11 protein-coding genes are annotated in these 11,991 nt (G+C 65.1%); 4 read left to right on the forward strand and 7 right to left on the reverse strand.

Features of this window, described 5'->3' with window-relative positions; all coding sequences use genetic code 11:
• The first annotated feature begins 45 nt into the window (after positions 1–45).
• On the forward strand, positions 46–465 hold the full coding sequence (locus LK12_RS13005; protein WP_082010484.1) for an META domain-containing protein: 420 nt from the start codon (positions 46–48) through the stop codon (positions 463–465).
• A 6-nt stretch (positions 466–471) separates the two neighbouring features.
• On the opposite strand, the gene rmuC is transcribed toward LK12_RS13005, so the two are convergent.
• The 6 genes from rmuC to plsY all read right to left on the reverse strand — a co-directional run bounded on the left by rmuC (position 472) and on the right by plsY (position 7,401).
• Positions 472–2,034, reverse strand: coding sequence for a DNA recombination protein RmuC (gene rmuC, locus LK12_RS13010; protein ID WP_039284386.1), 1,563 nt, complete (start codon positions 2,032–2,034; stop codon positions 472–474).
• Positions 2,035–2,094: 60 nt separating this feature from the next.
• On the reverse strand, positions 2,095–2,664 hold the full coding sequence (def, locus tag LK12_RS13015; protein WP_039284388.1) for a peptide deformylase: 570 nt from the start codon (positions 2,662–2,664) through the stop codon (positions 2,095–2,097).
• 80 nt (positions 2,665–2,744) lie between these two features.
• Positions 2,745–2,924 carry a hypothetical protein gene (locus tag LK12_RS13020; RefSeq protein ID WP_039284389.1) on the reverse strand — a complete coding sequence of 60 codons (180 nt, stop codon included), beginning with the start codon at positions 2,922–2,924 and terminating at the stop codon, positions 2,745–2,747.
• Entirely contained in the window at positions 2,921–5,527 is a 2,607-nt protein-coding gene (topA, locus tag LK12_RS13025) for a type I DNA topoisomerase (RefSeq protein ID WP_039284392.1), read from the reverse strand. Before topA ends, LK12_RS13020 begins: the two co-directional genes overlap by 4 nt.
• 171 nt (positions 5,528–5,698) lie before the next feature.
• Positions 5,699–6,820 (reverse strand): DNA-processing protein DprA, encoded by a 1,122-nt coding sequence (gene dprA / locus LK12_RS13030; RefSeq protein WP_039284395.1) that lies wholly within the window; start codon positions 6,818–6,820, stop codon positions 5,699–5,701.
• Positions 6,817–7,401, reverse strand: a complete 585-nt coding sequence (gene plsY, locus LK12_RS13035; RefSeq protein WP_039284398.1) for a glycerol-3-phosphate 1-O-acyltransferase PlsY — start codon at positions 7,399–7,401, stop codon at positions 6,817–6,819. Before plsY ends, dprA begins: the two co-directional genes overlap by 4 nt.
• A gap of 118 nt (positions 7,402–7,519) precedes the next feature.
• Between plsY and murI the strand changes: the two genes are divergently transcribed.
• The 3 genes from murI to hemA all read left to right on the forward strand — a co-directional run bounded on the left by murI (position 7,520) and on the right by hemA (position 10,496).
• Positions 7,520–8,362 carry a glutamate racemase gene (gene murI, locus LK12_RS13040; RefSeq protein WP_052223370.1) on the forward strand — a complete coding sequence of 281 codons (843 nt, stop codon included), beginning with the start codon at positions 7,520–7,522 and terminating at the stop codon, positions 8,360–8,362.
• Complete coding sequence (locus LK12_RS13045) at positions 8,359–9,180, forward strand: hypothetical protein (RefSeq protein WP_052223371.1); 822 nt, start codon at positions 8,359–8,361, stop codon at positions 9,178–9,180. The genes murI and LK12_RS13045 overlap by 4 nt, the downstream gene beginning before the upstream one ends.
• A gap of 101 nt (positions 9,181–9,281) precedes the next feature.
• Positions 9,282–10,496 carry a 5-aminolevulinate synthase gene (hemA, locus tag LK12_RS13050; protein ID WP_039285320.1) on the forward strand — a complete coding sequence of 405 codons (1,215 nt, stop codon included), beginning with the start codon at positions 9,282–9,284 and terminating at the stop codon, positions 10,494–10,496.
• Positions 10,497–10,657: 161 nt separating this feature from the next.
• Here hemA and LK12_RS13055 read toward each other — a convergent pair whose 3' ends face one another.
• Positions 10,658–11,884, reverse strand: a complete 1,227-nt coding sequence (locus LK12_RS13055) for a type III PLP-dependent enzyme (protein ID WP_039284401.1) — start codon at positions 11,882–11,884, stop codon at positions 10,658–10,660.
• Positions 11,885–11,991 lie beyond the last annotated feature (107 nt).

Here is an 11,991-nt window from a genome sequence, read left to right on the forward strand (position 1 = left end):
CCGTTCACCAGACCCTAATATGTCCCATGGCAATGTGGCGAGGTCATGCGGCGACTCGCTCTCTTCCTCTGGTTCCCGGCCCTTCTCGCCGGATGCTCCGATGGCGGCGACCGTTCGCATCTGGCACACACGATCTGGCGCTTCGAGCGGATCGACGGGCAGCAGCCGACGTCCAGCGACGCGCAGATCACGTTCGACAAGAGCAACATCGGCGTGCTGGTCGGCTGCAACCGGCTTGGCGGCCCCTGGCGCGTCGACGAGAACCGGCTTTTCGCGGGCCCCCTCGACCAGAACGAGATCGACTGCACCGATCCTGCCTGGCAGCAGGAACGCGCCGTCGGCGCCCTGCTCGTCGCCACCCCGCGCATGAGCGTGGATGGCGACCGGATGACCCTGCAATCGAGCGGGCACACCGCCGAACTGGTCCGCGTCGAGGGCAAGAAGGAAGGCCGCAAGGGCGGCTGATTTCGCCTATTCGGCGGCTTCCGGAAGCGACTTCGGATCGGTCGAGGCCGTATCCTCGATTTCAGCCAGGGCATCGGCGCCATAACGGGGCGCGGATTCGATGCGGGAAACCTCCTCGATCTCGCGCTTGCCGATCTCGATGTGCTTTTCCTTGAGCCGACGTCCGGAGCTGAGCACGTTGCGCTCGAAGCTGCCGACGAACTTGTTGTAGTTGTTCACCGCCGTTTCGAGCCCGGCGCCGACGCGCTTCATGTGCTCGGCAGCCACCGCCAGCCGGTCATAGAGTTCGCCGCCCATCCGGCCGATCTCGCGCGCTTCGCGGGCAAGGCCGTCCTGACGCCAGACCTGCGCGACCGTGCGGGCGATCGCGACGAGATTGGTCGGCGTCGCCAGCAGCACGCGGTTGCGGAAGGCGAAGTCCCACAGCTCCGGGTCCTGTTCGAGCGCGGCAGCGACGAAGTGCTCGCCCGGCACGAACATCACGACATAGTCAGGCGCATCCTCGAACTGGCTCTGGTAGCTCTTGGCGCCCAGTGTCTGCACGTGGTTGCGCATCGAAGCGACGTGCTGGCGCAGCGCCGCCTCGCGCGCGGCATCGTCCTGCGCCTCGAAGGCTTCCTGATAGGCATTGAGCGAGACCTTGGCATCGATCACCAGCTTCTTCTGGCCGGGAATGTTGACGATGGCATCGGGCCGCAGCCGCCCATCCTCAGTCTCGATCGAATGTTCGGTCACGAAATCGGTATGTTCGGACAAGCCGCACTGTTCGAGCAGGTTCTTGAGCTGCTGCTCGCCCCAGCGCCCGCGCGCCTTGGGGGCATTGCGCAGAGAATTGCCGAGCCGCTGCGCTTCCTCGCGCACCTTCTCCTGCCCTTCGCGCATCGACTGGATCAGGCCGGTGAGCTGGCCGAAGGAATCGACCCGCTTGGCCTCCAGCGCAGCGACCTGCTCCTCGTAGCTCTTGAGCCGTTCGCCCACGGGATTGAGCAGCATCCGGATGCGTTCGGCATTGGCCTTCTCGCTTTCCTCGAACCGCGCCCCCGCACGGCGCAGGAACGCTTCCTGCGCACCTTCGAGGACCTTGGCCCCGGCATTCTCGAATTCCTTGCGCAGCGCTTCCTGCGCTTCGATCAGGAGCCGCTTCTGCTCCTCGAAATTCGCGGATTTCTCGCGCAGCGTCGCCAGTTCGGCGGTGAGTTCTCGCTGTTCCTTGCGTAGCGCCTCGATCTGCTGGCCGTGTTCGGTTCGGGTGCGATCCAGCAGCGCCGTGCTTTCGCCGCGCAGCCGCTCCATCGCCTCGCCATGCTCGGCACGCGTGCGCTCGAGCGTTTCAGCCAAGGCATCGGCCCGGCTCGCCCGTTCGCGTGCCGCTTCCAGATCGGCAAAGGTGCGCAGATACTTGGCATCCAGCTCGCGATACTCGCGGTCCTGCGCATCCGCCTGCTCGCGCGCCTCCCGCTCGCGCGTCTCGGCCTGCCTGCGCCATTCGGCGACAGGACGAGACCCCAGGAACCAGCCCAGAGCGAGACCGATGACGAGTGCGACGATGGCAGCGACAGCAAGTTCCATCCCGGCAGGTTAACCGGAACGTTTAGGGAACGCCAGTCCTGTGAGGAATTTATCCCCGGCTCACGCCGCCTTGCGCAGCTTGTCCAGCTTCTTGAGCACCATCTGGCGCTTGAGACGCGAGAGGTGGTCGATGAACAGGATGCCCTCGAGGTGATCCATCTCGTGCTGGAGGCACGTGGCCATCAGCCCGTCCATCTCCTCTTCGTGGACCTTGCCGTCCAGGTCCTGCCAGCGCGCCCGGATGCGCGAGGGGCGTTCGACATCGGCGTAGATCTCGGGAACGGAAAGACAGCCTTCCTGATAGACGGTCTGCTCCTCGGACGGATCGAGGATCTCCGGATTGATGAACACGTGCGGCTCGCGCTTGAGCGGCTGGTGCGTGTGCTCATGGCCACCATGCGCGGTGCAGACTTCGGGCTCCGCATCCGGATCCTCGGGCTGGAGATCGATCACCAGCACGCGCAGCGGCACGCCCACCTGAATGGCGGCAAGGCCGATGCCGGGCGCATCGTACATCGTCTCGAACATGTCCTCGACGAGGGTCTTCAACTCGTCGTCGAACTTTTCGACGGGCACGGAGACCTGCTTGAGGCGCGGATCGGGGACTTCGAGGATTTCGCGAATAGCCATGGCTTGCAGATAAGCATCGCGCCGCCCGCGCGCAAGCGACTCGCGCGGGTCAGCATACGATTTGCGTGGGTCGGTCGTCCCTAGCGTGCCCTGGCGATCTCGAACCCGTGCTGGCGCGCGGCGTCCTTGGTCGATTCCTCGGTGCGGTTGAGGGCCTTGGCGATTTCCTTCAGCCCCTTCCCCTTCCCGGCAAGCGTACGCAGTTTCTGCAGTTCGTCCGGCTTCCACGGCTGCTTGTGCTTGGCGACCTTGTTGCTCATTCGGCCGACTCCCAAGGCACGTCATCCCCCTGATCGGGCGAAGGTTCTGCCTTCTTCTTCGCCGGAGTCTTCTTGGCCGTGGCCTTCTTCGCGGCGGGCTTCTTGACTGCCGCCTTCTTCTTCGGGGCGGCCTTTTTCTTGCGACCCTTCGCCGGCCCCTTGGCGACCTTGGCGTCGATCAGGGCGATCGCCTGTTCTTCGCTCAAATCTTCGGGCTTCTGGTCGCGCGGGAGCGTCGCGTTGGTGCTGCCGTCGGTGACGTAGGGGCCATAGCGCCCAGCCATGACCTTCATCTCGCCTTCGCTGGTGGGGTGCTTGCCCAGCGTCTTGATCGGCTCGGCCTTCGCCCGGCCACCGCGCCCGCCGTTCTGCGCGGCTTCGGCGAGCAGCGAGACGGCGGCGTTCATGCCGGTCTCGAAGACATCGGTGGTCGAGCGCAGCTTGGCGTACTTGCCGTTGTGCAGCAGATACGGGCCGTAACGCCCGATATTGGCGACGATTTCCTCACCCGTTTCCGGATGCGTGCCGACCGTGCGCGGCAGGCTTAGCAGCTTGAGCGCCCATTCGAGCGTCAGCTCGTCGATGTCCTTGGGGATCGAGGCGCGCTTGGCTTCCTTGCCCTCTCCGAGCTGGATGTAGGGGCCGAAACGCCCGACGCGGCGGGTGATCTCGAGGCCGGTTTCGGGGTCCTTGCCCAGTTCCTGATCGTCGGCCTGCTCCCCGTTGCCGCCCGGCTGCGCGAACTTGCGGGTGAACTTGCACTCGGGATAGTTCGAGCAGGCGACGAACGCGCCGTAGCGGCCGCCGCGCAGCGCCAGCCGGCCATCGCCGCACTTGGGGCACTGGCGCGGGTTGCCGCCATCGGCCTTGGGCGGGAAGAGGAAGTCGGAGAGGAATTCGTCGAGAACCTCGGTCACTTCCGAGGGCTTCTTCTCCATCACCTCGTCGGACTTGGGCTTGAAGTCGCGCCAGAAGGCTTCGAGCAGTTCCTTCCATGCATGGCGCCCGCCCGAGACATCGTCGAGCTCGTCTTCCATGCCCGCGGTGAAGTCGTAAGCGACGTAGCGTTCGAAGAAGCGTTCCAGAAACGCCGTGAGAAGCCGGCCCGATTCCTCTGCGAAGAAACGGTTTTTCTCCGTCCGCACGTAGTTGCGGTCCTTGAGGACCTGGATCGTCGCGGCATAAGTCGAAGGACGGCCGATGCCGAGTTCCTCCAGCCGCTTGACGAGGCTCGCTTCGGAATACCGGGGCGGCGGCTGGGTGAAGTGCTGCTCGGCGGTGACGTCCTTCTTGGCGGGCATGTCACCCGACTTCATGAACGGCAGCAGACCGCTCTCGTCATCGTCGGACTTGTTGTCCTGTCCTTCCTCGTAGACCGCGAGGAAGCCCGGGAACTTCACGACCTGGCCGGTGGCGCGCAGCTCGTTGCGGCCGGTGCCGTCGCGCAGGGTGACGGTGGTGCGTTCCAGCGCGGCGCTCGCCATCTGGCTTGCCATCGCGCGCTTGAAGATCAGATCGTAGAGACGGGCCTCGTCGCCCGAGCCATAGCGGTCCTTGGTGAAGTCGGTCGGCCGGATCGCCTCGTGGGCTTCCTGTGCGTTCTTCGCTTTGGTTTCGTAGTGGCGCGGCTTTTCGGGCAGGTAGTGCCCGTCGTAGCGGTCGGTGATGGCCCGGCGGCAATCGGAGATGGCGCCGGGGTCCATCTGCACGCCATCCGTACGCATGTAGGTGATCGCGCCGGCTTCGTAGAGGTGCTGCGCCACGCGCATCGTCTGGCTGGCGGCGAAACCGAGCTTGCGGGCGGCTTCCTGCTGCAGCGTCGAGGTGGTGAACGGCGGCTGCGGATTGCGGCGGTGCGGCTTGGTTTCGACATTCTCGACCCTGAAGGCGCCCTGCTCGACCGCGGCCTTGGCCCGCATGGCGACGCCCTCGTCCCCCAGCGAGAGCCTGTCGAGCTTCTCGCCTTCGAAGGTCACCAGCTTGGCGGTAAAGTCGGTACCGTCATGCGCCATCTTGGCGGCGACGGACCAGTATTCCTGCGGCGTGAAAGCCTCGATCTCGCGCTCGCGGTCGACGATCAGGCGCAAGGCCACCGACTGCACGCGGCCCGCCGACTTGGCGCCGGGCAGCTTGCGCCACAGCACCGGCGAAAGCGTGAAGCCGAACAGGTAATCGAGTGCGCGGCGGGCGAGGTAGGCGTCGATCAGGTCCTGATCGAGCTCGCGCGGGGCCTGCATCGCCTTGGTCACCGTGTCCTTGGTGATGGCGTTGAACGTGACGCGCTGCACGTCCTTGGGCAGAGCCTTGCGCTTCTTGAGCAGCTCCAGCACGTGCCACGAAATCGCCTCGCCCTCGCGATCGGGGTCAGTCGCGAGAATCAGGCGTTCGGAATCCTTGGCCGCATCGGTGATGGCGCGGACCTGCTTCTGCTTGTCGCCATAAAGCTCCCAGTCCATTTCGAAGCCCTCGTCGGGCCGGACGGAGCCGTCCTTGGGCGGCAGGTCACGGACGTGGCCGTAGGAGGCGAGGACCTTGTAGTCCTTGCCCAGATACTTCTCGATGGTTTTGGCCTTGGCGGGGGATTCGACGATGACGAGCTGCATTTGTGACTTTCGTTATGCTCTTCACGCCACGCCCTTACGTGCGTGCGTACGCGTATGTGTGTACGCATAGGTTGGGAAGCATCGGAGGCTTTCGTCAAGCACTAGCGTGCACGGATGGCAAGACGGCATCGCGTGCCGCGTCTGATCCCTTGCGAACGGACACAGCGCCGGTCAGCCGAGACTGACCCGTCCAGCCGCATGGCGCACCAGCCTCCCGGCGATCTCCAGTTCGAGCAGGGCCAGTTGCACCGCCGACGCGCTCGCGCCCGACTGGCGGATCAGTTCGTCGACGGCGATCGGCGCGGTGGTGAGGAGGTCGGCGATTCCGGTGGCAGCCGGTTCTTCGGAAACAGGCTGCGCAGCGGTCTGATCCAGAGTTGGACCGGCTTCTCGGACCACGGAACGCGGCGTACCGTCGAAACCGGACAGGAGTTCGATCACATCGTCGGGCGACTGGACCAGCACGGCGCCGTCGCGAATGAGCTGGTTGCAGCCGTGCGCGCGGGCGTCCAGCGGCGAGCCCGGTACGGCCATGACCTCGCGCCCCATCTCGCCGGCCAGCCGGGCGGTGATCAGGGAGCCTGACCGGGGCGCCGCCTCGACCACCAGCGTTCCGCTCGCAAGCCCGGCAATGATGCGATTGCGCGCCGGAAAGTGCCGGGCCAACGGCTCGACGCCCGGCGGCTGTTCGGCGATCAGCAGCCCTTCTTCGGCGATGCGATCCTGCAGCCGGGCATGTTCGGGAGGATAGGCGATGTCGATGCCACTCGCGATCACGCCGATGGTCGAACCGCTCTCGCCTGCGCCGAGTGCGCCCTCGTGGGCGGCGCCGTCGATCCCGCGCGCCAGTCCCGAGACGACGACATGGCCGGCTTCGGCAAGACCGTGGGCGAAATCGCGTGCAAGCTTGACTGCCCCGGCCGAGGCATTGCGCGCACCGACGATCGCCACGCAGGGACGCGAAGCGATCGCGGGATCGCCGCGAACGGTCAGGATCGGCGGCGCGCTTTCGGTCTCGCCCAGCAGGCCGGGATAGTCTTGGGAGTCGTGGAAGAGGTAGCGAGCGCCGGTCTTGCGCACCGCGGCAATTTCATCGTGCACGCGCCGTTCGGGCGCGATCCGATAGGCCTTTCCGCTCCGCCCGGCGAGTTCGGGAAGCGCCTCGAGCGCCGCGGAGGCGGTTGCGAAGCGGGCGATCAACTGGCGGTACGTGACCGGCCCGACATTGGGCGAGCGCAACAGACGAATCCGGGCAAAGGCTTCCTCCTGCGTCAGCCCGGCGCCTGAGGTCATGACTTCTTGCCGCCGACTTTCGGTTCGGTGCCCGCGCGCAGACGCGCGATGTTTTCGCGATGCTGAAAAAGGACGATGGCAGCGATCACGGCCAGGACCATGGCGCTGTGATGATCTCCCAGGGCCAGCGCCACCACCGGCGCGATAACCGCTGCGGACATGCCCGCCACCGAGGAAATCCGCACCGTGAAGACCAGCCCCAGCCATGTCACCGCGTAAGCCAGCCCGACAGGCCAGGCGAGACCGAAGGCGACCCCGGCCGTCGTCGCCACGCCCTTGCCGCCCTTGAAGCCCAGCCACACCGGAAAGCAGTGGCCGAGGAAGGCACCGATGGCCCCCAGGCCCACCCATTCGGGCCAAAGCTGCGCAACGATCAGAACCCCGGCCAGTCCCTTGAGAAGATCGAACAGCAGCGTAGTGGCGGCCAGGCCCTTGCGCCCCGTCCGCAGCACGTTTGTCGCGCCGATGTTGCCCGAACCGATGCTGCGCAGGTCGCCTGCTCCCGCGAGGCGGGTGATGATGAGCCCGAACGGCACGGAGCCGAGAAGATAACCGAGCGCCAGTGCGAGAATCCATTCCATGGACAAAGCCTTAGCGGCTAGTCGCGCGTTGCAGAAGCCGCCTTGCAGGATTGTACATTGCTCTTTGCGCGCCGCCGCGGTTAACAGGCTGCAAGATTCCGGTAATCAGGCCCCAAGAATGACATCCCAACCGCGCAGCGCGCCGCAAGGGGAAGCGCCGCCCCAAACCGATCCGGCCGCGCCGATCCTGCTTTTCGATTCCGGCGTCGGCGGGCTGACGGTACTTGACGAAGTGCGCAAGCTGCTGCCCGACGCGCCGATAATCTACGCCTCCGACAACGCCGGCCTGCCCTACGGCTCTAAGACCGAGGCGCAGGTCGCCGCGCGTGTGTCCGGGCTGCTCGGCCGCATGACCGAACGCTACCACCCGCGTCTGGTATGCATCGCCTGCAATACCGCATCGACGATCGCCCTGGGCATGGTGCGCGAAGTGCTGGAAGTGCCGATCGTGGGAACGGTACCGGCCATCAAGCCGGCAGCGGCCATGACCAAGACCGGCGTGATCGGTCTGTTGGGCACCGAAGCGACGATCCGGCAGGCCTACGTCGACAGGCTCGAGCACGAATTCGCCGCCGACAAGCTCCTGCTGCGCTACGGCGCGCCCAGCCTCGTCGAGGCTGCGGAAGCCAAGTTGCGCGGTGAACCGTTCGATTGCGCGGCGATTACCGAAGCCGCCGAGGCTCTGCGCGCCATGCCGGGCGGCGACAGGATCGATACGGTCGTCCTGGCCTGCACGCACTTCCCGCTGCTGCACGAGGAGCTGTCCCGGGCATTCGGCCCCGAGGTCACCTTCGTGCACGGCGCGCAAGGGATCGCCCGGCAGATCGCCCGGCTCACCGCCGGGCAGGAATGGTCTCGCCAAGTCCTCGACCGCGCGCTATTCACCGGCCGCGGGAATGTACTGGAAGCGTATCGCGCCATGCTGGCGCGCTATGGTCTGCTAGGGGTCGAAAGGTTTTGACGCGTCGACTGAACTACTGGTTGCTGGCCCTGGTCATCATCCTGGGGATACCCTTCTACTGGTACATGATCGATCCGGGCCCCGGCACGGTCCAGCCCAAGCCCGTGAGCATGGCTCAACTACGCACCCTTGCCGGCGCAATCCCCGGCCCCAGGCCCGAGCAGATCCGGGTCGAGACAGTCGGACGCCATTTCATCACGCGCAACCGGCTGGTCGCCGGATGGGGTCTGCGCCAGACAATGGCGGCCGTGAAAAGCTATGAGCTCGTGTTTCCGGACGAGAAGCCTATCGTGATCGACGCCGGGACCAGCGCAGCGATTGCTCGCAAGTTCGATTTCGTCGCCTACGACCCTGCGGCCCAGCGACGCGTCAAGGCGGCCATGGCGCGCGCGCGACGCGTGATCTTGCTCGAGGAAACGCCTCTCCACAACGGAGGGGCATCACGCCCGGACCTGGTCACCGCAGGCATCCACAGCGATGCGGAACCGCGTCCTTTTGCGCCCGGGGTCGTCGAAATACCCGCCAAGGGCCTCGGCTACGATGCGAAGCTGGTGTTCGTCCAACTCGCCGACGGCACCGAGTTTCTTTTCGCCGGCTCGGCGGCGAAAATCGCCCAGAGCCTGATCAGCGAAAATCCGCCTTCGCGGTGGGCAACGCCCGATTCCGTTCCCAACTATCGAGAGGAATCGAAATCCTGGTTGACGACGATCAATGCTCTGCACCGGCAAGCTCCCGATATGACCATCGTCACTGGCCAGGATCCGCAAAACCCCGACCATGCAGCACAGGGATTTCTCGATCAGTCTGAGCGAGGTTAGCGACTGGTCATGATTGTCCCGATGAGGTAAAGGCCGCCAGAACCGCACGTCGGCAATCTGATTTGGGACCGACTTGGCAAGGCAATGCAGGACAAAGCTTCGTGAATTACGAACACATTTTCGACCAGGCGATCGAGCGTCTTCATTCCGAGGGCCGCTACCGCGTCTTCATCGATATCCTGCGCAACAAGGGCGCCTATCCCAATGCCCGGTGCTTTGCCGGCCACAACGGGCCCAAGCCGATCACCGTATGGTGCTCGAACGACTACCTTGCGATGGGCCAGCACCCCAAGGTGATCGAGGCCATGGAAGAAGCGCTGCACGACGTCGGCGCCGGCTCCGGCGGCACTCGCAACATCGGCGGCAACACGCACTATCACATTGAGCTCGAGAGCGAACTGGCCGACCTGCACGGCAAGGAAGGCGCGCTGATCTTCACTTCGGGCTATGTCTCGAACGATGCCACGCTCTCCACCCTGGCCAAGCTGCTGCCGGGCTGCGTGATCTTCTCGGACGAACTCAACCACGCTTCGATGATCGCCGGCATTCGCAATTCGGGCTGCGAGAAGAAGGTCTTCCGCCACAACGACCTCGAGCATCTCGAGCAGCTTCTGGCCGAAACCGATCCCGACGTTCCCAAGCTGATCGCTTTCGAGTCGGTCTATTCGATGGACGGCGACATCGCCCCGGTCCACGCGATCTGCGACCTGGCCGACAAGTACAATGCACTGACCTACATCGACGAGGTCCACGCCGTGGGCATGTACGGCCCACGCGGCGGCGGCATCACCGACCGCGACGAAGCGGCGGACCGCATCGACATCATCGAGGGCACGCTGGGCAAGGCCTTCGGCGTCATGGGCGGCTACATCGCCGCCGACCAGAAGGTGATCGACTGCATCCGCAGCTATGCCCCGGGCTTCATCTTCACCACATCACTCTCGCCCGTCCTCGTGGCCGGTGTGCTCGCCTCGGTGAAGCACCTCAAGAGCTCGAGCGAAGAGCGCGAAGGTCAGCAGCGTGCAGCCGCCATGCTCAAGCAGATGTTCCGCGACGCGGGCCTGCCGGTGATGGATTCGACCACGCACATCGTTCCGCTGATGGTGGGCGATCCGGTCAAGGCAAAGAAGATCAGCGACATCCTGCTGGCCGAATACGGCGCCTATGTGCAGCCGATCAATTTCCCGACCGTTCCTCGCGGCACCGAACGCCTGCGTTTCACGCCCGGCCCGGCCCATACCGAGGAAATGATGCGCGAACTCACCGACGCTCTTGTCGAGGTCTGGGAACGCATGGAGATGAAGCTGGCGGCCTGACGGCCGGCGGCTTTCGTACCGTCAAGATATTCGACTGATAGGCTTCCCGCCACGTGCGGGGATCTGCTCTACGCAGCCTGACGTCCGGCGATTCTGGCCGATACGAACAACCCGCCGGAATTGCTTCCGGCGGGTTCTCTTGTTTCAAGGCGAAACGCCGCTCAGCGCAGCGAGACGACGTTGTCGGATACACGCGGATCCGGGCGACCGGTGTAGAGGCTGGCCATGGGCTCGTCGGCCACGTTGACCACCTCGCCGGTGCCGAAGCCGTTGAACGCCGTGCGCATGGCCGCGCCATAGGCGCCCAGCATGCCGACCTCGATCCAGTCGCCCGCCTTGATTTCCGCCGGCAGCATGAAGGGGCCCTCCATGAAGTCGGCATCGTCGCAGGTCGGCCCGTAGAAGGAGAAGGGCTGCATCTCGGCGACGTCGATCGCCGCGTTGTCGTTGGTCTCGTCGCGCGCGATGTGGCGCACCGGGAAACGCCATGCCACGTGCGCGGCATCGTAGAGCGCGCCGTAGGCACCGTCGTTGATGAACAACTCGTCGCCGCGGCGCTTCTCGACTTTGACGATCAGCGAGTTGTACTCAGCCGACAGCGCGCGGCCGGGTTCGCACCACAGCTCGGCGTTGTAGGCGATCGGCAGCGCCTCGAAGTGGCGGTGGATGATCGCGAAGTAGTCCTCGAGCGGCGGCGGCTCCATGCCGGGATAGCAGGAGGGGAAGCCCCCGCCCACGTCGATCATGTCGATCACGACACCGGCATCGGCAATCGCCGCACGCGCACGCTCCATCGCCTGAACATAGGCGAACGGCGTCATCGCCTGCGACCCGACGTGGAAGCAAACGCCCAGCCAGTCGGCGACCTGACGGGTCGACTGCAGAAGCGCACCGGCATCGGCCAGATCGATGCCGAACTTCGATGCGAGGCTCAGTTCCGAATAGTCGGAAGACACGCGCAGGCGCACGCAGAGGCGCAGGTCCTTGGCAGGATTGCCTTCGCTGTCGGTTGTCGCCGCGACAATCTTTTCGACCTCGTCCTGGGTATCCAGGCTGAAGGTGCGCACGCCGTGCTGGAAATAGGCCTCGCGGATCGCGCTCGCGGTCTTGACCGGGTGCATGAAGCACAAGGTCGCCTGCGGCAGCGTCGCGCGAACCATGCGCACCTCGGCAATCGAGGCGACGTCGAAGTGCGTGATGCCGTTGGCCCACAGGATCTTAATCAGATCAGGCGATGGGTTCGCCTTCACCGCATAGAGCGCCTTGCCCGGAAACTTCGTCGCGAAGAAGCGGGCAGCGCGCGCAGCAGCGTGCGGGCGGTTGAGGATTACCGGTTCGTCGGGCGCGAGCGAGCGCGCTACAGCCGATGCGTCAGGGTGAATGTGCAACTCAAGGGACCCCCAAACGGTGTGTTAACGACAAAAGCTGCCTTGCGGTTTGGAAGTCCCCATGGGGCAGCGAGGGGCCGCATATAGGCCCGCACTCGTGAATCGCA

This window comes from Novosphingobium malaysiense (genome assembly GCF_000802225.1).
Classification (GTDB): domain Bacteria; phylum Pseudomonadota; class Alphaproteobacteria; order Sphingomonadales; family Sphingomonadaceae; genus Novosphingobium; species Novosphingobium malaysiense.